Annotated in this window: 13 protein-coding genes and 2 pseudogenes; 3 read left to right on the plus strand and 12 right to left on the minus strand. The window is 70.1% G+C overall.

What is annotated here, in order from left to right:
- Positions 1-110 precede the first annotated feature (110 nt).
- The gene (locus IF99_RS0120340; protein ID WP_030998032.1) at positions 111-2,234 is read right to left on the minus strand and encodes a DNA gyrase/topoisomerase IV subunit B; all 2,124 of its coding nucleotides are present in this window, start codon (positions 2,232-2,234) and stop codon (positions 111-113) included.
- Between the two features lie 440 nt (positions 2,235-2,674).
- Between IF99_RS0120340 and IF99_RS0120345 the strand changes: the two genes are divergently transcribed.
- Positions 2,675-2,902, plus strand: coding sequence for a DUF7455 domain-containing protein (locus tag IF99_RS0120345; RefSeq protein ID WP_007821322.1), 228 nt, complete (start codon positions 2,675-2,677; stop codon positions 2,900-2,902).
- Between the two features lie 216 nt (positions 2,903-3,118).
- Here IF99_RS0120345 and IF99_RS0120350 read toward each other — a convergent pair whose 3' ends face one another.
- The 6 genes and pseudogenes from IF99_RS0120350 to IF99_RS32680 form a co-directional block, all read right to left on the minus strand.
- A complete protein-coding gene (locus tag IF99_RS0120350; RefSeq protein WP_030998033.1) occupies positions 3,119-3,952 on the minus strand; it encodes a S1 family peptidase in 834 nt (277 codons plus the stop codon).
- 214 nt (positions 3,953-4,166) lie between these two features.
- A pseudogene (locus IF99_RS35780) lies at positions 4,167-5,171 on the minus strand (RNA polymerase sigma factor); the annotation flags it as partial.
- 1,020 nt (positions 5,172-6,191) lie between these two features.
- Positions 6,192-7,079: a FadR/GntR family transcriptional regulator gene (locus tag IF99_RS0120360; protein ID WP_030998035.1), complete on the minus strand. Its 888-nt coding sequence runs from the start codon at positions 7,077-7,079 to the stop codon at positions 6,192-6,194.
- 415 nt (positions 7,080-7,494) lie between these two features.
- Positions 7,495-8,268, minus strand: a complete 774-nt coding sequence (locus tag IF99_RS0120365) for an NUDIX hydrolase (RefSeq protein WP_030998036.1) — start codon at positions 8,266-8,268, stop codon at positions 7,495-7,497.
- 383 nt (positions 8,269-8,651) lie between these two features.
- Positions 8,652-10,568, minus strand: coding sequence for a glycogen debranching N-terminal domain-containing protein (locus IF99_RS0120370; RefSeq protein WP_030998037.1), 1,917 nt, complete (start codon positions 10,566-10,568; stop codon positions 8,652-8,654).
- Between the two features lie 386 nt (positions 10,569-10,954).
- Positions 10,955-13,345 carry a DUF4192 family protein gene (locus tag IF99_RS32680; protein WP_267882249.1) on the minus strand — a complete coding sequence of 797 codons (2,391 nt, stop codon included), beginning with the start codon at positions 13,343-13,345 and terminating at the stop codon, positions 10,955-10,957.
- A gap of 545 nt (positions 13,346-13,890) precedes the next feature.
- On the opposite strand from IF99_RS32680, the gene IF99_RS0120380 reads away from it, so the two are divergent.
- Positions 13,891-16,056, plus strand: coding sequence for a RecQ family ATP-dependent DNA helicase (locus tag IF99_RS0120380; protein WP_030998039.1), 2,166 nt, complete (start codon positions 13,891-13,893; stop codon positions 16,054-16,056).
- A gap of 319 nt (positions 16,057-16,375) precedes the next feature.
- The gene (locus IF99_RS0120385) at positions 16,376-17,179 is read left to right on the plus strand and encodes a hypothetical protein (RefSeq protein WP_420705688.1); all 804 of its coding nucleotides are present in this window, start codon (positions 16,376-16,378) and stop codon (positions 17,177-17,179) included.
- A gap of 116 nt (positions 17,180-17,295) precedes the next feature.
- Here the strand turns inward: IF99_RS0120385 and IF99_RS0120390 are convergent, their stop codons facing one another.
- The 5 genes and pseudogenes from IF99_RS0120390 to IF99_RS0120410 all read right to left on the minus strand — a co-directional run bounded on the left by IF99_RS0120390 (position 17,296) and on the right by IF99_RS0120410 (position 21,149).
- Entirely contained in the window at positions 17,296-17,886 is a 591-nt protein-coding gene (locus IF99_RS0120390; protein WP_030998041.1) for a hypothetical protein, read from the minus strand.
- A 67-nt stretch (positions 17,887-17,953) separates the two neighbouring features.
- Positions 17,954-18,655 carry a ribonuclease HII gene (locus IF99_RS0120395; protein ID WP_030998042.1) on the minus strand — a complete coding sequence of 234 codons (702 nt, stop codon included), beginning with the start codon at positions 18,653-18,655 and terminating at the stop codon, positions 17,954-17,956.
- A gap of 100 nt (positions 18,656-18,755) precedes the next feature.
- Positions 18,756-19,700, minus strand: a pseudogene (locus IF99_RS30965) (ADP-ribosylglycohydrolase family protein).
- Between the two features lie 88 nt (positions 19,701-19,788).
- A complete protein-coding gene (locus IF99_RS0120405; protein WP_030998043.1) occupies positions 19,789-20,448 on the minus strand; it encodes a histidine phosphatase family protein in 660 nt (219 codons plus the stop codon).
- 95 nt (positions 20,449-20,543) lie between these two features.
- A complete protein-coding gene (locus IF99_RS0120410; RefSeq protein WP_030998044.1) occupies positions 20,544-21,149 on the minus strand; it encodes a YdbC family protein in 606 nt (201 codons plus the stop codon).
- Between the last annotated feature and the right edge of the window lie 87 nt (positions 21,150-21,236).

Below are 21,236 nucleotides of genomic sequence, written 5' to 3' on the forward strand. Positions count from 1 at the left end.
GGAAAGCGGGTGGATTCTGTTTCTCCACCCCAGGGTGGAGAACCGGGAAGATCCGGCCTCCCGGGGCGGAGAAACAGCGCCCGATACCGACCCGCGCGGCGGGCGGACCGCTACGCGTCGATGCGCGAGCGGTCCAGCGTCGCCGCCGAATTGGTGATGAACTCCTTGCGCGGCGCGACCTCGTTGCCCATGAGCAGGTCGAAGACCTGTTCCGCGCTGTCCAGGTCGTTCATGCTGATGCGCCGCAGCGTGCGGTGCCTGGGGTCCATCGTGGTCTCCGCGAGCTGGTCGGCGTCCATCTCGCCGAGACCCTTGTAGCGCTGGATGGAGTCCTTGTACCGGACGTTCCTGCGCTCGAAGTCGAGCAGCGTCTCGCGCAGCTCGCGGTCCGAGTACGTGTAGACGTACTTGTCCTGCCCCTTCTTCGGCTGGCTCAGCTCGATCCGGTGCAGCGGCGGGACAGCGGCGAAGACCCGGCCCGCCTCGACCATCGGGCGCATGTAGCGCTGGAAGAGCGTGAGCAGGAGACAGCGGATGTGCGCTCCGTCCACATCGGCGTCCACGAGCAGGATGATCTTCCCGTAGCGCGCCGCGTCGAGGTCGAAGGTACGCCCCGAGCCGGCTCCTATGACCTGGATGATCGCCCCGCACTCGGCGTTCTTGAGCATGTCCGAGACCGAGGACTTCTGCACGTTGAGGATCTTGCCCCGGATCGGCAGCAGCGCCTGGAACTCGGAGTTCCGCGCGAGCTTCGCGGTGCCGAGCGCGGAGTCCCCCTCCACGATGAACAACTCGCTGCGGTCCACGTCGTCGCTGCGGCAGTCGGCGAGCTTGGCGGGGAGCGAGGAGGATTCCAGCGCCGTCTTCCTGCGCTGCGCCTCCTTGTGCTGACGTGCGGCGATGCGGGTACGGGCGGCTGCGACGACCTTGTCGAGCACCGCGCGGGCCTGCGCCTTCGCGTCTCGCTTGGTCGAGGTCAGGAACGCCTTCAGCTCCTTGGCCACCACGTTCGCGACGATGCGGTTCGCCGCCGAGGTGCCCAGCACCTCCTTGGTCTGCCCCTCGAACTGCGGCTCGGCGAGTCGCACCGTGACGACGGCCGTGAGGCCCTCCAGCGCGTCGTCCTTGACGATGTCGTCCTCGGCGACCCGCAGCAGCTTGGCGCCGCGCAGGACGTCGTTGACGGTACGCGTGACGGCGCGCTCGAAGCCGGTGACGTGGGTGCCGCCCTTGGGCGTCGCGATGATGTTCACGAAGGAGCGCACGGTGGTCTCGTACCCCGTGCCCCAGCGCAGGGCCACGTCCACACCGAGGTCGCGGACGACCTCCGTGGGCGTCATCTGCCCGTACTCGTCGAGGACCGGGACCGTCTCCTTGAAGGTGCCCTGCCCGCTCAGCCGCAGCACGTCGCACACGGCCTTGTCGCGGGCGAGGTACTCGCAGAACTCGCTGATCCCGCCGTCGTAACGGAAGGACTCCTCGCCCTTGCTCCCGCCCTCGCCGAGGCCGTACTCGTCGCGGACCACGAGGGTGAGTCCCGGCACGAGGAAGGCGGTCTGGCGGGCCCGCTGGTGCAGGGTCTCCAGCGACAGCTTGGCGTCCTTGAGGAAGATCTGCCGGTCCGCCCAGTAGCGGACCCTGGTGCCCGTGCGGGTCTTCGGGACGCGCTTGGTCTTGCGGAGCCCCGTGGTGGGCTCGAAGGCGCCCTCGGGCCCCGTGCTCTTGAACTGGCCCGGGACCCCGCGCCGGAAGCTCGTGGTGTGCACCGAGCCACCCCGGTCCACCTCGACGTCGAGACGCGCGGAGAGCGCGTTGACGACCGAGGCACCGACACCGTGCAGACCGCCGGAGGCCGCGTACGAGCCACCGCCGAACTTTCCTCCGGCGTGCAGCTTGGTCATGACGACCTCGACCCCGGACAGGCCGGTCTTGGGCTCGACGTCGACGGGGATGCCCCGCCCGTTGTCCCGCACCTCCACGGAGCCGTCCTCGTGGAGGATCACGTCGATGTGGTCGCAGTAGCCGCCGAGGGCCTCGTCGACGGAGTTGTCGATAATCTCCCACAGGCAGTGCATGAGGCCGCGGCTGTCGGTCGACCCGATGTACATGCCGGGCCGCTTGCGCACCGCTTCCAGGCCCTCCAGGACGAGCAGGTGCCGCGCGGTGTAATTGGAGTCGTCGCGATCTGCTCCTGCGAGCAGAGCTGTCGACGACACAGATGTATCGGCGGTCACGCGGTTCGCTCCTCGCTGAATTTTCTTCTGGGGCCTATTGGCTCAACGTCCCGTCCGGGACGCCGCTCAGAGGGTACCGAGGCCAGGTAGAGCCGCTGTGACGCCACCCTCGCTTCAAACCCACCCTAGTGCAGAATCACACACCCGTTCGAACGAGGGGGGCGATGACTCTCATGTCACGTTCCCTTCCAGGCATGAACCATCTAGGCTCCGGGCACGTCCTCATGCACAGACCGGCAATCCAGCCGGGAGGATGTGACCCTGCACACCATGCGAAACCGTAAAGCACGCACGCTGTAATACGGCACATTCGCCGCCAACCGGCAACGGACAACCGCCCTCGAAGTTTTTTCGCGAGAGAGGCCGCGAGCGGGAACGTTTTCGGCCTGGTTGGATGTTGACCCTGGTACGACAGCTCGTCGAGCTAGAGAAGAGGCGACGTGACTACTGTTCTGACACCCGCGAGCCCGCTGACGGCCGCTGACCGCTGCGACCGGTGCGGCGCCCAGGCCTACCTGCGCGTTGTCCTGACCAGCGGCGGTGAACTGCTCTTCTGCGCTCACCACGGGCGCAAGTTCGAGCCGGAACTCAAGAAGATCGCCGCTGAGATACAGGACGAGACTGATCGCCTGACTGCTCCCAGCACGGCGAGCGACGAGGAGCACTGAGGCTCCAGGTCGCATCCACCCACGACGAGCCGGCACCGGTGTGAGCCGGTGCGGCGGGCGGGCCTCCCGAGGGGGACCCGCCCGCTTTCGTATGCCTGTGGAAGGCCCGCCCGAGGCCGCATCCGCTCGGTTGCCGCCCTCGGGCCCCCGTACGCCCCCCAGCCCCCTCGAAGGGAGCGCGCGGTCCTGTGGGACGCCCGCTCCCCCACGAAGCGCTCAGCGCTCGCGCAGCCCCTCGCTGTCCGCCACGGCGGAAATGCGCGTGTACACGCCGGGGCTGCCCGCCTCGGCGCAGCCACTGCCCCAGGACACGAGCCCGATGAGCTTGCCGCCGGACACGAGCGGCCCGCCGCTGTCCCCCTGGCAGGCGTCCTTGCCGCCCTCCGGCTCCCCCGCGCACAGCATCGTGTCGGCGTCGTAGGCTCCACCACCACTGCCCGGGTAGGCGCTGCCGCAGTCGCTGTCGGGGAGTACCTGGATGTCGGCGGCGTGCAGGGTGCTGGCGTACGAGCCGCGCCCCGTCGTGTCCCCCCAGCCGTAGACCTGGGCCCGCGCGCCCGCCCGGTAGCCGGGGTCACCGGCGAGGGCGAGCGGCAGGACGTGGCTCTGCGGCTGGGGCTCCTCCAGCGTCAGCGTGGCCACGTCGCCGGAATTGCTGTCCGGGTCGTAATCCGGGTTGATCCACGTCTTCGTCACGCGCGCCTCCGTGCCCGCCCGCCCGGAGAGGTCATCGCGGCCGACGAGCACCCGCAGGTCCTTGAGCCGGCTCAGGGGGACCCCGAGGACCTTCCCGCTGAGGCAGTGGGCTGCCGTGGCGACCGTGCGGGGCCCGACGAGGACCCCGCCGCAGTACTGGCCCGAGCGCTCCGCCCCGAAGCGGCTGCGGCTGGAGAGGGCCACCACCCAGGGATGATCGGCCACCGCCACCTGCTTGCCGCCGACGATCACTCCGTCGGCGGCGGCCGGTCCTGGGACGAGGACGGGGCTGAGCGCAGCGGCGGTGGCGAGCACTCCCGCGCTCACCCGGGTGCGAAGTCCGCGAAGCGGCATGCCGTACTCCTTCACTCTGGGTACCGAACTCGCACTCAGCGTGATTCAGCCACCCGAGGAGCGCACGCCCAGCCCTGGAGCTTCGGGCAACCGGCCCAATCCGCGCCCCGGACGGGCGACACCACGCGTCCACGCACGCCGAAGGCCCCGCCGGTCGGAACCGGCGGGGCCTTCGTGGACCTGATCATGGGGGCCGGTCGTCCGGCCCCGCGCGTCAGTCCAGGTAGTCGCGCAGCACCTGGGAGCGCGAGGGGTGCCGCAGCTTGGACATCGTCTTCGACTCGATCTGGCGGATGCGCTCGCGCGTCACGCCGTAGACCTTGCCGATCTCGTCGAGGGTCTTCGGCTGACCGTCGGTGAGACCGAAACGCATCGAGACGACGCCCGCCTCGCGCTCGGAGAGCGTGTCCAGGACGGAGTGCAGCTGCTCCTGGAGGAGGGTGAAGCTGACCGCGTCCGCCGGGACGACCGCCTCGGAGTCCTCGATGAGGTCACCGAACTCGCTGTCGCCGTCCTCACCGAGCGGGGTGTGCAGCGAGATGGGCTCGCGGCCGTACTTCTGGACCTCGATGACCTTCTCGGGGGTCATGTCGAGTTCCTTGGCCAGCTCCTCCGGGGTGGGCTCACGGCCCAGGTCCTGGAGCATCTGCCGCTGGACACGGGCGAGCTTGTTGATGACCTCGACCATGTGCACCGGGATACGGATGGTGCGGGCCTGGTCCGCCATCGCGCGCGTGATCGCCTGGCGGATCCACCAGGTCGCGTACGTGGAGAACTTGTAGCCCTTGGTGTAGTCGAACTTCTCGACCGCGCGGATCAGACCGAGGTTGCCCTCCTGGATCAGGTCCAGGAAGAGCATGCCGCGACCGGTGTAGCGCTTGGCCAGGGAGACCACGAGGCGGAGGTTCGCCTCCAGGAGGTGGTTCTTCGCGCGGCGGCCGTCCTCGGCGATGATCTCCAGCTCGCGCTGGAGCTTCGGCGCGAGCTTGTCGCTGTTGGCGAGCTTGTCCTCGGCGAAGAGACCGGCCTCGATGCGCTTGGCCAGCTCGACCTCCTGCTCCGCGTTGAGGAGCGGGACCTTGCCGATCTGCTTGAGGTAGTCCTTGACCGGGTCGGCGGTGGCACCGGCCGCGGCGACCTGCTGCGCCGGGGCGTCGTCCTCGTCGTCGTCGGACAGAACGAAGCCCTGGCTCTCGCCGCCGGCGGCCGGCTCGGCGGCCTCCTCGCTCTTGCCCGGCGTCTCCTCGGTGTTCTCCTCGTCGAGGAGCTCGTCCGACTTCTTGCCGGTCTTCTTCGCGGTGGCCTTCTTGGCCGTCGTCGTCTTCTTGGCGGCGGTCTTGCGGGCCGTCGTCTTCTTGACCGCGGGCTTCTTCTCGGCGGTCTCGTCCTCGACGGTCACCGCTGCGGAGGCGGAGGGAGCGGTCACGGTCGCTGCCGCGGTCTTCTTGACCGCCGTCTTCGTGGCCACCGTCTTCGTAGCGGTGCGCTTCGCCGGACTCTTCGCTGCGACGCTCTTGCGGGTGCGCTTGGGCTCCGCGGCACTGACCATCAGCGTCACACCCTCTTCCTCAAGGATTTGGTTGAGGCTGCGCAGTACGTTCTTCCACTGAGTGGCCGGAATCTGGTCAGCTTCGAAGGCCCGACGCACATCGTCACCGGCGATCTGCCCATTAGCCTTTCCCCGCTCGATGAGCGCCATGACAGACACAGACTCGGCGATCTCCGGCGGGAGCGTACGGGATGTGCTGGCCGACACGAACAACCTCTCGGAACGTTGGAAAACGGCTTCCGGCTCTCGCCCGAAGGGCGGGGGCCGACGACCGTCGGTGGGGATGACCGACGACGCGGGCGGGCGCCGCGGGGACCACAGCACCGGAACCAGTAGCCGTATTCCCCTGAGCGACTCTCACCTCTTAGGTCATCGCGCTGTACCCGGGAGCGTTACGCGCAATCTGCGTGGCCCGAGTCACACACCGAATGGACACAAGGAGGCACATAGACGACCATACGCGCTCACCAAATGTTCCGGAGCGGTCGGTACTGAACAGGGCGAAGGCCCGAGGACACAAGGGGGCACGGAGGTACGAAAGGGCTCCGGTTGCCCGTGGATCTGGGCGGTACGGGCACGACATCGCTCCGTGCGACGTCACCCCTCTCGCACAGTGGACCCCCGGCCCCCCACAACGCCCGGGGCCCCTCCTCCGTTACGGAGAGGGGCCCCGGGCATGGGTGCACGCGACTAGTGCTGCTCGCGCGGCCCCGGAACGACGCGCTCGCCCTCGGGGTGCACCGTGAGCAACTGCCGCATCGCCGCCTCGGCACCGACACCGTCGCCGGAGGCGAGGGCGTCGACGATGCGGGCGTGGTGGGCGACGGATGCCTCATTGGGACGTTCGCACCCCATCGCGGGGCCACCCGATACATGCAAAGCGGCGCTCACGATCCCGGAGAGGTGCTCCAGCATGCGGTTGCCACCGATCTGGATCAGCAGGGAGTGGAACTCGGCATCGGCCCGCGAGAACGTGATGCCGTCCCCCTGACCGAGCGCGTGCCCCATGATCTCAACCATGTCGACAAGTCGCTGCTGCACGTCCTCGCGACCATGCCCGGCGGCGAGCCGCGCGGCGAGCGGCTCGATGCTCCACCGCAGCTCATTGAGCTCACGGCGCTGATCATCGCGCTGGGGGCCGTAGGCGCGCCATTCGATGATGTCGGGATCGAGCAGGTTCCAGTCACTGACGGGACGCACCCGGGTACCCACATTGGGGCGGGCACTCACCAGGCCCTTGGCCTCCAGGACGCGCAGGGATTCCCGCACAACGGTGCGGGACACCTCGAAACGCTGGCCGATCTCCTCGGGGACGAGGGGACGGTCCGCGCCCAGGTCGCCGGAGACGATCATCTGGCCGAGCTGCTGAACGAGTTGGCCGTGCAGGCCGCGGCCTCGGCTGGCACCGCCGCGTCGCGGCACCCGGCCAAGCTCCGGCTCCGCGGCACCCCAGGAAGGAACTCCGATCCTGTCCTGGGCGGCCTCGGCATAGGGGTAGCGGTCGATGTCGCCCGGGCCGGCGAGGCCGGAGTCGGCGGAACGGGCGGCGGTCATCATGGCGTGCGCAACGGTACTCACAAAGGCTTTGTCGGCGTTCTCCTCAACGGCCTTGAGTTCTTTGGTGAAAAGCACACGAAAGGGTGATCGCTTACCGTTGGCCAATTGACGCTTTATCGGAAGTTCCCGAGCAGCAGTCGGGGAGTTGCACGCGATTCCCCTCAGCTTCCCTCTCCACAAGGCATCTTGCGGTACGGTTCGCACCCACCTCCCACCACCGCGGCTGAGCGTCCCTCCAACGGGCCTTACGCAGCCCTGTTTTCCGGCCGTCGCGAAATCACCCAGCGGAACCACCATCTGCGAAAAGCCCTGTTCGGGCAGCGTGGCCACTACTCACGGTGAGAAGCGCACTCTTGTGCGTGTCGCGGGGTGCTCGGGCGGGTCGCACGAGCGACCCGGGCCCCGGGAGGGGCACTCGGGCCCCGCAGGACATGCGTCAGATCTCAGGGCGCAGCATGGGCGGGTTCAGCAGGGTGGCGCCTCCTGCCCGGAAGAGTTGCGCGGGCCTGCCGCCCTGCCGGGTCGTGGTCCCGCCGGTGGGCACGAGGAAGCCCGGCGTACCTGTCACCTTGCGGTGGAAATTGCGGGGGTCGAGCACCACCCCCCAGACCGCCTCGTAGACCCGGCGCAGTTCGCCGACCGTGAATTCCGAAGGGCAGAAAGCAGTGGCGAGCGAGGAATACTCGATCTTCGAGCGAGCGCGCTCGATGCCGTCGGAGAGAATGCGCGCGTGATCGAAGGCGAGAGGCAGCAGTTGCTCGTCGTCCCGCCCCGCGCCCTCTTCCCCCAGCAGCCGTTCGACCGGCGCCCACGTGGCACCGCTCGCGTCACCCCCCGCCGTGGGCGAGGGAAGATCGGGGGCGAGCGCGAGGTGGGCCACGCTCACCACCCGCATACGGGGATCACGCCCCGGGTCGCCGTAAGTAGCGAGTTGTTCCAGGTGCGCGCCGTGCCGTTCCTCGTCGGAGCCGCTCGCGCACTCACCGTCGTGAGCACACAGACCGGTCTCCTCCTCCAGTTCACGCCCCGCCGCGGCCGCCAGGTCTTCTCCCGGCCGGACGAATCCCCCGGGCAAAGCCCATTGCCCCTGGTACGGAGCCTCCCCTCGACGAACGAGCAATGCCCGCAGCCCGTTGTGCCGCACCGTGAGCACCACCAGATCGACGGTGACGGCGAAGGGCGGAAAGTCGGAGGGGTCGTAGGGAGCCATGGGACTGATCATAGTCGTCCACCTGACGATAAACACGTCGTTCCCAGAAGCCCGCAGAGCCCCATCCCCTGAAAGAGCCGTCGCCCCCAGCGGCCCCAGCGGCCCCAGATTGCGAACGAGGCCGCCCGCCTGAACCCGGCACGCGAAGGCCCGGCGTTCCAGGTGGGCCCTGCCTGTGTCCATCCCCGCAGACCGGCGGATCCCGTACGGACAGCCATGAACGCCGGAACGCCGGGCCCGCCCTCTCGCACTCTCGCCCTCTCGCCCTCTCGCCCTCTCGCCCTCTCGCCCTCTGAGAAATCGTGGGGTGGAAGCGGCGACACGTGGCCGCGGGCCGTCGCTCCCGAGTCGGCATCGGGAGCGACGGCCCGTCGGCCGCGCCCTCACGCCCGCAGTTGCAGACGCTCGGGCGCCTCCTCCACCATCGCGAGCCCCAGCCGGGTGACCCGCGCGGAGAAGCGTTCCCCGGCGACGCCGAGACCGGTCAGCCCCAACTCACCGAGCGGCGCACCACGGACCGGGCGCAGCACGACGGACCCCTCGGGGACATCTGGGCGGATGCCCACCAGCCCCACGATCACGTGCACCCCGGCAGCAGCGGCCACGGCGGCCGGCCGACAAGCGGCGGGATGCGGCCAGGGCCTGCTCCCCTCCCCCCGCTGCTCACCGGCGAACATCTCCGGCAACCGGTACTCGAAGTGCTCTGCCGCCGCGAGCAGCCCCCTGAGCAAAGCGTGGGACTGCTTCTCGTAGCCCGCTGCGGCAAGCCCCGTCACGGCGATAGCCGTCTCATGGACTCGCACCGCGCCGCCCCGGTGCCCGAAGGGGCTGTACCCGTACTCCTTCGCACCGAGACTCCGCAGTCCCCAGCCGCTGTCCATCACCGGGGTACCGACCAGGCGCGCGAGTTGTCCCGTACGCGCCGGGTCGAGAAGCGACGGGACCGCTTGGCCCGCCGGGCCCAGGCCGGTGTCGAGCAGGTGCGCCACCGCACTGCCGAGGTGCGGAACCGGGCGCCCGTCGGTGTCGAGCGCGGCGGGCGGGCGCCCGCCGCCGAGGTCGTCGTACCAGAACTCGTCCTGAAACCGACCCGCGAAATCTGCTGCCCAATCCTGAAGTTCCTCGCTACCGGGCCGGTTGATCCCGCGCAGGAGTCCGGCTCCGAGGAGGGCGGCACGGTAGGCGTGCGCCTGCGCCTCGACGCGCGCCATGCCGCCGGTTTCCCGGTCCCGCACGTAAGCGTGTTGTTCTGTCTCGCGCCTGAGCCACACGAGGCAGGATTCAGCGGCCGGGGCGAGTTCTTCGACGACGGACGCGTCGAGCCCCCACCTCCATGCCTCGGCCAGCAGCGCGGGAAAAAGCAGGGTCGCCTCCACGCTCGTACTCCCTGGCGGCAGGTGGGGGCCGGCGTCCCGCAATGGGCCCGGGATACGCCCTTGTTGGGGACCTCGTACCACCTGCGTACGCGCCAGGGCCCGCAAAGTCCCCGCCGCTAGCCGGGTGCCGAGCGGCAGAGCCATGCGGGCCGCAGCCAAGGCCTCGGCGGGAGCAAGCCCGCAGCGCCACGGGGCCCCTGCGGCAAGATGCACCTCCCCGGCCTCGCCGGGCTGCCGTACCAGCAAGGCGTTGAGGTCGTCGAGCGAGGCCCGCAGCAGGGCGGCAGCCCGGGGATCGTCCCCGCAGGCATCGGCCTCGGTGAAGACAGGTGTCGCACCGCGCGCCACGGGGCGCACGCCACCACGAAGTTCCGGCCGCAGCCGCAACTCGATGGACCGCTTTCCTCCCGGCGGGATCTCCAACTCCCAGCGCAGCAGCCCCGATGCCGCCACTACATCGGCAGCGGGCGGCTCGGCGAGCAGCGACACCTTGCCCGCGGGGGACGACCACTGCAAGCCGGCACCGTGCACAGAGGCCCCCAGTGCCGGGGCGCGACGTCCGGCGGCCACGGCTCCGAGTTCCGCCAGATCGCAACCCAGCGTGAGTTCGACCACGAGGCGCAGCGGTCGCACGGACACGCTGCGCAAGGTGATGCGCTCGCTGCCCTCTGCGTGCCGCTCGCGCTCCACCAGCAGATCGGGGTCGGGCCCCGAGCCGCCGAGCCCTCGCAGCACCCCCGCGAACCGCGTTCGGTCCGCACCCACCGCACGTGCCTCCACCGGCAGAGGATCCCGCCCCGCGACCTGAAGCCTGCACAGCGAGAGCAACCGCCTCCCCGAGTGGTAGACGCCCTCAAGCCCTTGCCCGGTCAACTGCCCGTGCTCGGCGGAGATCGCCAGGCCCGGCAGGGCCACGGCAGTCAACGTCCGGTGTGTCGCTGGAGGTTCCACCGGAGGACGGCCCCGGCCGCCGCCCGGGCCGGGCGCGGGCACCGTTCTCCCCGGGGTGGATCGGTGCTCGCGACCACCGGGTCGGGGTGCGGTCAAGGACATCAGGAGGCTTCTTCCGCGTGCCGATCGGGGGACGGAGGCGGGGCGGTGCGCAGGGTCCGAACGACTCCGCCACCGAATGAACGCCCCAAGGGGGGTACGGGTCACGGGCGAGGGGCAGTTGCCCGATATTCCTCCGTGCGTCCCTCATAGCTGCCTCCCAGATCCGTCAGACCACCGTCCAGCCCTGAAGATCCTTTCTTCTCCGCCTGTTCACCCTCCTTTCGCACCGCACCGCACCGCACCGCAGGACTTTGCCGTCATTGCGCGCTGGTCGAAGGCGCGTTGTCACTGCCGGGCTGGGAACCGGGTGGCATCACCGTCTGACCGGGCTCCCCCGGGCTTACGGGGCCCTCGTGACCGCCTGCCTCCGGGCCGTCGGCCAAGGGCCCGTCGTGGCCCCCACCCCCCGGACCCGTCCCGGGGATATCCAGGCTCCCTCGTCCCGAACCGACCTCGGAGGCTTCCTGGTCGCCCCGTACGGGACGGACTTCGCGGCTGTCCCGACGCTCGCTCTCCGAACCGGACCGCGGAGACTTGTGGCTGCCCCGGGTCTTACGGCTGCCTCCTCCCGAGCCGGGCGCGGACGCCTCATGGCTCCCCTGCTCCGTACCGGCTGCAAGGCCCGCGACTCCGTTGACCGCAGGGCCCTGTGGCGATGCGTCCGAGCCGGGAACCTCCGGGCACGACCCGCGGTCCGCCACGGGGGACGTGGTCCGGTCCACGACTTCCCCGCGGTCCGCCTTCCGTTCCTCTCCCCCGGGCCATTTGAGAGCATCCGAGGACTGGGGTCCGGGGTGCTCTCGCCCGGTCAAGGACGAGCGGTCGACCGCGGCACGACGATCGTTCGCCCCAGGCGTCCCGGCTTCCCGTTCCCTCTGCTCCTGCTCCCGTTCCCCCGAGTGCGCCCCTTCACAGCCGGGGGTCGATACCGCCAGGCGTCGCCGGGCCCGCGTGTACGCCTCCTTCTCCGCGCCTTCCCTCCGCTTCACCACGCTGCGGCCGAGGCGTCCCGGCGCGGCTCCGCCAGGCCGCCCGGCGTCACGTCGCCGCGTCGCCGGCCGAGCGGCGGAGGCCGTACGAGCGGTGGAACGGGTACGGCGTCGTGCGCTGCCGCGGCCGTCGGTCGGCCCGCGTTCGGCTTCCTTCTCACCGGGACCACCCTCCGATGTCCCATCGGCGTGGGACGGCGTTCCTCCCTCCGGTTCACCCGCAGGAGCCGGTCCGGTGCCGTCCGGACGGGAGTCGTTGGGTGCCGAGGCCGGCCCGGCGGGGGGACGACGCATGGCCGAGTGCTTCGTGCGCCCGCGCAACTGCTGTCGGATCTCGTCAGGTTCGACCCCCTTGTCGAATGCCTGGTCCAAGAGCCCCGCGAACACGTAGTGGGGATCGACGGCGAGCGCGAGGTGCAGGGCCAGCCGGGCCTCGCTCTCGTCTCCGAGTGCCCAGGCCGTCCAGCCGACGAGCGAGAGCGGCGCCGCCGCGTGTTCCTTGTACGAGAGGACACAACGACGCGCGAGAGCACGCCACAGGCGACGCGCGGCGTCGGGGAAGGCGAGAAAACTCGCCGCCTCGTCCCGGGCCTCCCGGTCCTGGAGACCAATGACGAGCCGCGCGGCCTCCTCATGGGTAAGCGCTTCATCGTCCGCGAGGTCTGCCTCCAGCGGGTCCGAGGGAACAGGCGCCGTCGCAAGACGAGTGAGCACGTTGTCAAGCAGCCCGACCGTCCCACGCCGGATCTTGAGCACGTTCTCCCGGCTGCTCAGAATCTGCGGCAGGAGGTCGAGGGCGACGAGGTCGAGAATCCGCTCCTGGGCTTGGGCGGCGGCGGTGCACCACGGCAGCAATCGGCTCTCCAGGCGCGCGGCGGGGAGCGGACTCGGCATGCCCTCGTAGACAGAGGTCGCGGCAAGGACCGAGCTTCCAGCCGGCAGCAGGGGGGCGCCCGTCTGTTCCTGCCCTTCCAGCGGGGTCACGTAGGACCAGGAGCGCCCGGTGGAGACGCACAGTGCTTCGACGACCGGGGCGTCGAAGTGACCGCAGGCGACACGAATGTGCTGGGCGAGGGGACGCAGTCGCTCGCGCACCTCCCCGGCACCGGCCGGCGGCACGGCGCCGGGCCTGGCCTCTTCCGGCTCCTGGAAGAGGAAGGCGATGACACCATTGGGCGGGGAGCCGCCGCGCCGCTTCCGCAAGAAACTGGCCACTCCCCTGCCGGGGCCGTCTCCGGGGGAGTCGAGAAGCATCGTGGCTACCCGCTCGGCGGCCTGCGGCCACTGCCCCGGATCGTCCGGGATACGCAGGGCCGTTCGTCGCCCGAGCCGTCCCCGCTCGCCGTGCAGTGCGAGCAGGACCACGCTGTTGCCGGGCACATAGCCCAGGAGGTAGGGCAAGGAGTCCGCGAGTTCCGCGAGGGACTTCAGCGAGATCGCCTGCCGTTCCGGCAGCCTTTTACCGGAGGACTCGGCTGCGGGCTGGTCAGCGGAAGGATCGGCACGGAAAGCCGCGAAAGGAAGGGGTTCGTCCCACGGGTGTGCAGGGTCGCTCTCGGGTGGGCGTCGCTGAGCGGGGACTCGGGGATTGTGGAGTAGCGAGTCCGGAGAGCCCTCGCCCGCGCGCTGGGCAGGAATAACGGTGTCGGGATCCTGCATCGCCGCAGGGTGGCTCGGCGGTGGGCCGGAGAGGTTTGGTGTGGCGGCGGGGGCGGACGGCCGGGGCTCAGGCAGGGCGGAAGGCTGTTCCGGACGGACGGGGTGGTCGTGGGCCGCGACGGGTGCGGGGCCCTGAGCAGGGCCGGAGAGCCGATCCCGAGCAACGTCACAGGGCTGCGGAGGGGACGGGTCCCGGGCTTCGAGGCTGCTCTGCGGCTCAGCGGGCGGGACCGGGGGCCGGCTGCCCGAGGGAGTGACGGACTGCGCGGTGAGAGGGGTGGGGGGCTGCCCAGTGGAAGGCGTGACGGACGGGTCGGATGCGTCGTTGCGATGCGTCATGGAGAGCACTGTGCACGGAAAAGCAAAATTCTTCCTCGCCCCCCTGTGGATAACCCCTCGTATTGAGTTTTGTCGCACACGCTCTTTATCTGATCTGCTAAATAATCTTGAACTCGTTCATCCGATCATCTCCCGATGAGGGGGTTATCCACAGCTCGTGCAGCCCTCGTTCGCCGGTTGTCGGTCTCATCGGGTTGCATGGGGGCATGAACGACGAAGACCTCCGCACCACTGCCGACGCAGTCCTCGCCCAGCTGGTGGGCGATTCCACCGGGCGGGCACGGCTGCGCGAGGACCAGTGGCAGGCCATCGAAGCGCTGGTCGTGCACCACCGCAGGGCCCTGGTCGTGCAGCGCACGGGCTGGGGAAAATCCGCCGTGTACTTCGTGGCCACGGCACTCATCAGGCGGCGCGGTGGTGGCCCGACCGTCATCGTCTCCCCGCTGCTCGCCCTCATGCGCAACCAGGTGGAGGCGGCCGCCGCCGCGGGGATCAAAGCACGCACGATCAATTCGGCGAACCGGGAGGAGTGGGACGCGGTCCAGGAGGAGATCCGCGCCGGAGAGGTCGACGTGCTCCTCGTCAGCCCTGAGCGCCTCAACCATCCGGTGTTCCGCGACGAGGTCCTTCCGAGCCTTACTGCGGCGACGGGCCTGCTCGTGGTCGACGAGGCGCACTGCATCTCCGACTGGGGACACGATTTCCGCCCGGACTACCGGCGGCTGCGCACCATGCTCGCCGAGCTGCCGACGGGGGTGCCCGTGCTGGCCACTACGGCGACGGCGAACGCCCGCGTGACCGCGGACGTGGCGGAGCAGCTCGGGACCGGCGGTGACGGGGACGGTGCTCTCCTACTGCGTGGTCCGCTCGACCGCGAGAGTCTCAGCCTTGGCGTACTGCCCCTGCCCGATGCCGCTCACCGGCTCGCATGGCTCGCGGATCACCTCGACGAGCTGCCGGGGTCGGGCATCATCTACACCCTGACCGTCGCCACGGCCGAGGAAGTGGCCGCGTACCTGCGCCAGCGAGGCCACGAAGTGACGTCGTACACCGGGCGCACGGAGAACGCCGACCGGCTGGAGGCGGAGCAGGCCCTCCTCGCCAACCGCGTGAAAGCCCTCGTGGCGACCTCCGCCCTGGGTATGGGCTTCGACAAGCCGGACCTCGGCTTCGTGGTTCATCTCGGTGCGCCCTCCTCTCCCATCGCCTACTACCAGCAAGTGGGTCGCGCGGGGCGCGGGGTGGAACATGCCGAGGTACTGCTCCTGCCGGGCAAGGAGGACGAGGCGATCTGGAAGTACTTCTCCTCTCTCGCCTTCCCTCCGGAGGAGCAGGTACGACGGACCCTCGACGTCCTCGCCGGGTCCTCACGGCCGATGTCGACTCAGGCCCTCGAACCCCTCGTCGATCTGCGGCGCACCAGGCTGGAAGCCATGCTGAAGGTGCTCGACGTGGACGGGGCGGTCCGGAAGGAGAAGGGCGGCTGGACCGCTACCGATCAGCCCTGGGCGTACGACGCGGAGCGGTACGCCTGGGTGGCCGGGCAGCGGGCGATCGAACAGCAGGCGATGCGTGACTATGTGACGAGCACCGGGTGCCGGATGGAGTTCCTGCGTCGTGCGCTCGACGACGAGGCCGCCGCGCCCTGTGGCCGGTGCGACAACTGCGCCGGCTCGCGTTTCAGCACGGAGGTGTCCCCCGTCGCTCTGACCTCCGCGCACGGCGAGCTGGAGCGCCCCGGGGTAGACGTGGAGCCGCGCCGTATGTGGCCGACCGGTCTGGAGGCCGTCGGCGTCACCCTCAAGGGGCGCATTCCGGCCTCGCAGCGGGCCGAAACCGGACGGGCGCTTGGCCGGCTCTCGGACATCGGCTGGGGGAACAGGCTCCGCCCCCTCCTCGGCCCCGACGCACCCGACGGGCCGGTGCCCGACGACGTGTTCCAAGCGGTGGTGGCGGTACTCGCCGACTGGGCCAAGGGACCTGGCGGGTGGGCTTTCGGCGAGAAGGAAGCGCTCACACGCCCGGTCGGCGTGGTAACGCTTCCTTCCCGAACTCACCCCGAATTGGTGGACTCGCTGGGCAATCGTGTCGCCCGGATCGGTCAACTGCCCTTCCTCGGCGGACTCGCCCTACGAGAGGACGACGAGCCAAGGCGCGCGCACCGGGGGAACAGCGCGCAGCGACTCCTCTCCCTGCGGGGAGCCCTCGCCGTGCCCACCCCGCTCGCCGAGGCGCTGACAAAGCATCCCGGCCCGGTCCTTCTCGTGGACGACTTCACGGACACGGGCTGGACGATCGCCGTGGCAGCCGGACTGCTCAAGGAGGCGGGCGCGAAGGAGGTACTGCCACTGGTGCTCGGGGTCCAGGGCTGAGGCACCCGGACATACAAGACGCGGAGAAGCGGCCATCGAAGCCCCCAGGCTGGATGGCCGGGCCACCACTTGCCACCAGGGAGGTACCGCAAGCGGAGGGCCGGGAGTCGGAGGCATGGAGCGGGGGAAGGGAAATAGGGAATGCATCGTCAGATATGGGTACTGCCTGACGAATGCTCGTTGCCGCAGCTCTCTCGCCGTACGAGAATTGAAGCCGCTCCCCGTACGGCGATTCCGGCTCCGGTGCTGCCGTCTGGTGGTGCGCTCTCCCACGTCCCGATTCCGCCCGCAGTGCGGGCGCGTAGCCGAAGGGAGGACCGTGACCCTCGGATTCGCTCCGTCCGCCGCGTCGAGGAAGACGCCACCACCCCCGTCCACAGCCTCCTCGCCCCTGGTACCGGTGCCGTCCCTGCCCGCCGCGCCGACCGGCTCACCACCTCGTACGGTCGGCGCGCAGGAGTGGTCCACGGCGAAGGTCCCACTGCTCGGCAACCCCCGGGAAGTCGTGACGGGCCTCTACGAACGCCACCGGCCGGCGGCCGGGACGGTGGTGGTGGGAGTCCTCGACCCGGACGAACGCCTGCGGGCGAGCGCGTCCTTCACCCGGCGCCCGGGCGAGTCCGACGGCTGGGTCTGCCGCAATACGCTGCTTGCCCAGCTGCGCCGGGTCCTCCCCCACGACCTGCGCCGAAGAACGCCGGTACGCACAGCGGTGCTGCTGCACTGCCGCGAGGGCGAGTCACGGTGGACGGTGGAGGACGGCGCCTGGATGTGGGGGCTGCGCGACGCCTGCACGCTGCACGGCCTGCGCTGCGGGGCGTACGTGACGCTTACCGGCGCGGGCTGGCAGGTTCTCGGCGAAGGGCGTGGCGGCCGCCACCCCCAGCTCGGCTCCCGCGCCACCCTGTTCGTACCTCGTACGGACAAGGTCTCGCCCCTCCCAGGGCAGTTGGGGCCGCTGCCGGAACAACCTGCCAACCGCGCAGAGCGCTTCGGAGCGGGAACGGAGCTGCCGGAGCAGCGCAAGGGACGTACGGAGTCGCTCACGGAACGGGCCGCGGGGCTGTTGTCCCGGCCGATCGACCTCCCGCGGGAACCGTGGCCGCGTACCACCGTGCGTTGATCCAGGGCCGTCTTTCGCCCGGACTGCACGCGGCAAGATCTCGCCGACTGCCGACCGGTTACCGCGGACGGCTTGGCTCCGCCCGGCCGCCGGCGGCCGGGCGGGGGCCGTGTCGGTCAGACGCCCACGCCCAGCACCGCGTTGACGCGCTGCGGGTCGCCGCAGACGATCAACAGGGTGTCCGCACGCTCGCGGGCGAGGGGCAGGACCGTGGCGACGGCGCTGTCCGCGCCACCGTTGAGGGCCACCACGACGACCGGGCGGGAAGCGAGCCGAGCGATGTGCGGGAGGTCGGCGTAGAAGACGTCGTCACCCGCGTCGTGCTGTGCCCAGTAGGCGGCCTCGCCGAAGGACAGCTCATGGGCCGTCCAAGGGTGCGCCTCGCCTGTGGTCACCACCAGCACCTCGCCGGGCGCGCGGCCCGAGTCGAGGAGCAGGTCGACGGCCTCTTCGGCGGCATCGAGTGCGCCGTCGGCAGGGGCGGGGATGAGCTGGATCTGGGTGACGGCCGGAACCGGGGGCTTCGGCTGCTGCTCGCGCTGGGCCGGAGCCGGGCGCAGGGGCCCCGGGCGACCGGGGCGAGACGGCGCCGCGGGACGCGGGCCGGGTACGGGGCGGGAGGTCTGGGCGCTGCGGCCTGCGGCCGGAGTCGCGCGGGGACCCTTGGCACTCTCGGGAATCTGAGGCTCCTCGGGACTGAGAGGCATGACATGACTGGTGGGCTGGTCGCCGGGGTCCGTCCCGGCGATGGTGCCCGTACGGGCGGTCGAACGATCAGAAGTCGAAACCGAGCTGTCCTTCGATCGCCGCCGGGCTCCCGTCCGTCCCGGCCCGCACCTTCTTCAGATGCCGCCATTGGGGCATTGCGTCGAGGTACGACCAGGAAAGCCGGTGGTACGGGGTCGGGCCCCGTTCCGCCAGGGCCGTCTTGTGCGCCGGCGAAGGGTATCCAGCGTTGGCGGCGAAGGCGAAGTCTTCGTGTTGCACACCGAGTTCGGCCATCAGGCGGTCACGGGCGACCTTGGCGAGGACGGACGCCGCGGCGACCGACACGCAGGACTGGTCCCCCTTGATCACCGTGCGGACGTTCCACGGTGTTCCGAGGTAGTCGTGGTTGCCGTCGAGAATCACCCAGTCGGGACGCACCGGGAGTCCGTCGAGTGCCCGGACGGCGGCGAGCCGCAGGGCGGCCGTCATACCGAGCTCGTCGATCTCCTCCGGCGAGGCGTGCCCGAGGGAATGAGCGGTGACCCACTTCTCCAGCTCCACGACAAGAGCGTCACGTCGTTTGGGAGTGAGGAGTTTGGAGTCGGTCAGCCCCTCGGGGGGTCGCCGCAACCCTGTGATGGCGGCGCAGACCGAGACGGGCCCGGCCCAGGCCCCGCGTCCCACTTCGTCGATGCCTGCCACGACCTTGGCTCCGGTCGTGGCGCGGAGCGAGCGCTCAACGGTGTGGGTGGGTGCTTCGTACGGCATAGCGGATGACAGCGTACGCGCCCTTCATCCGGGGCGACACCCCGGCTCCCCTCCGCTGCCGTAATGAGATCTATCGGAGACCTGGCCCCGGCCGGAACGGTCATTCGGCGGGTGTCCCGTGGGCGAGTTCGGCCCAGGCGGGGAGGGGTTCGGTCTGCTCGCGCCAGGCGCGCGGCGGGACGCCCGCAAGGCTCGCCGCGGCGATCCTCCCGACGATGGCGCCGCCGTCTCGATATCCGCTCCCGCACGGGCGCTCGTCCAGAGCACACGCGCGAAATCGCCGAGCGACCGGGCGGCGGTCCGGATGTTGCAGGGCACCGTGTTTTGGGCCGTGGCCGGCGCCCGCAGCCCAGGACGACAGCGACGGTGGTGGCGTCGTCGTAGCCGAGTATCGAGGCGGCGCGGCGGGGTCCGAGCTCGACGGCGGTGCGCGGTACGAGCGCGAGGACGGCGTCGAGCAGCGCCGGGGGCTCCGCCGAGTTGGCCCCGTGGCCGCGACGAGGGCGGCCGTCACCGGATGCCGAGAGGTGGCACATGCCGAGAGGAAGGCCTGACGCACGGCCCCCTGGGGTCGTCGGCGTACCAGGCTCCGAGTGGAACGACGCGTATTTGCGCCATCATTGCCCCAGGATCCCTGGCCGTGGAAAAGCCCGGTGGAGAGTGGGCGCCAGTCCCCTTCACGGACGAGTCAGAGCAGCCGGTTGGCTCCCGGCCCGCAGCCGCGGTCGTGGTGATGGACGAAGGAGGGGGCGACAACGTCCTCCTTCATCCTCCCCTCTGCGGCCAGGACCGTCACGGCCGAACTGGCCACCTCCGTGTCGTCGGTTCACTGCCAGGGGCCCGGAGGCAGTTTTCCGGCGGTGAGGCGGGAGCAGTCCTCGGCACTGGCGGTCGCCGGCCTGGAGCGGTTCGGTCGTACGGACGAGGAAGACTGCGAGCCGAGTGCGTCGCCGATGCGGAGCCCGCCGAGGCTGGCGCGAGCGCTGGCGAGACGTGCCGGGACGGAGCGGAAATCGAGCGAGGCCGTCCGTTCCGCGCGGGTCATGACCGCATGGCTCTCTCCAAGGCCGGCACCTACGCCCAGGTAGCGGAGAGGAAACGATTCGGCCTCCGCATTCCGCGTCCCGCACGGCTCAGCTGGTCACGCCGTAAGGCTCCGGCTCGCGCCATTTCGCGAAGGGGCGGTCGAGGTGATAGCGGCCGTCCGGGCCGAGTTCCAGACAGCGCGTCTCACCGTTGTCGGGGTTGGAGAGCGACTCGAATTCGGCCACTGTCCAGTGGAACCAGCGCATACAGAAGAGCCGCATGGTCAGCCCATGCGTGACCAGGAGCACGTTCGGCGGGTGGTCCGGCGCCTCGAAGCTGCGAAAAAGGCTTTCCAGGAAAGCACCGACGCGGTCGTACACGTCGGCGCCGGACTCACCCTGCGCGAAGCGGTAGAAGAAGTGGCCGTAGGCGTCTCGGTACGCCTTCTGCAAGCGCACGTCGTCGCGATCCTGCCAATTTCCCCAGTCCTGCTCCCGCAGCCTGGGCTCCTCGCGGATCCGGACGCGTTCGGGGTCGAGGTGGAAGAGTCGCAGGGTCTCGTGGGTCCTTCGATACGGGGAGACGTAGACGCTGACGCGTTCGTCGCCGAAGAGCGTGCGCAGCCTGTCCCCCGTGGCGAGGGCCTGGGCGCGCCCCGCAGCGGTCAGGCACAGGGCGTGGTCGGGCTCGCGCTCGTACACACTGTCGTCAGCGTTGCCGTCGGACTCACCGTGCCGGACCAGAACGATGCGTCGTGGTCGTGCCATGCCCTCCAGCCTAGGGCGCGCTCCGCGACGAGGTGCGGCGGGGCACGCTCCATCCGGAGCAGCCGCTGCACCCGGAAGGCGGGAGCCCGGGCCGGTCAGACAGTCCAGGAGGGTTCCAGCCCGACCACGGCACCGTCCAGGGTGAGGACGTCTTCTTCCGCCTCGGCGCGCGTGGAGAGCCGGTGCAGGCCCTCGGGCCGGTACTTGCCGCGTTCGGCGGTGGACTGCCACATGGACAGGACAAGGAACTCGCTCCCGGGAGCCTCGGCGAAGAAACCCCGGACCATGCCGGGCGAGCCGGCCATGGCCGGGTTCCAGATGCGGCGCTGGGCGAGAGTGAAGTGCTCGACGCGCTCGGGCCGTACTCGGGTATGCGCGATCCGGATGAGGTCCACGTCGTGGAAAAGCGGCGCGAAACCTGTCTTCACGTCAAAGCGGTGATCGAAGAGCACGGCGCGTACCTCGGTGCAGCTGCCCGCCTGAGCAGCTGCGAGCCGCTCGTGGGTGCGGGCCATGAAGGAGTCGTAGAAAGCCCTGCTCTCCCAGAAGCCGAAGATGTGGGCCTGCCCCGGCCGCTCGCGGCTCCACCCTCCCGCCTGTCCCTTGAATCCCCGTACCTCGGCGAGTTCCGCCCACCGCCGCTGACCTCGGTCGAACCGGTTCCGGTCGGCGACCTCGCAGCGAATCCACTTGCACAGCACCGCGCCATCGTACGGCGGTGGGGCACGTACCGGTCATCCCACGCAAGGGCACCGACATTCGTTCGGTTTCCATGCCACCATGGACAA

Origin of the sequence: Streptomyces sp. NRRL F-5630 (assembly GCF_000719475.1) — a bacterium.
Lineage (GTDB): Bacteria > Actinomycetota > Actinomycetes > Streptomycetales > Streptomycetaceae > Streptomyces.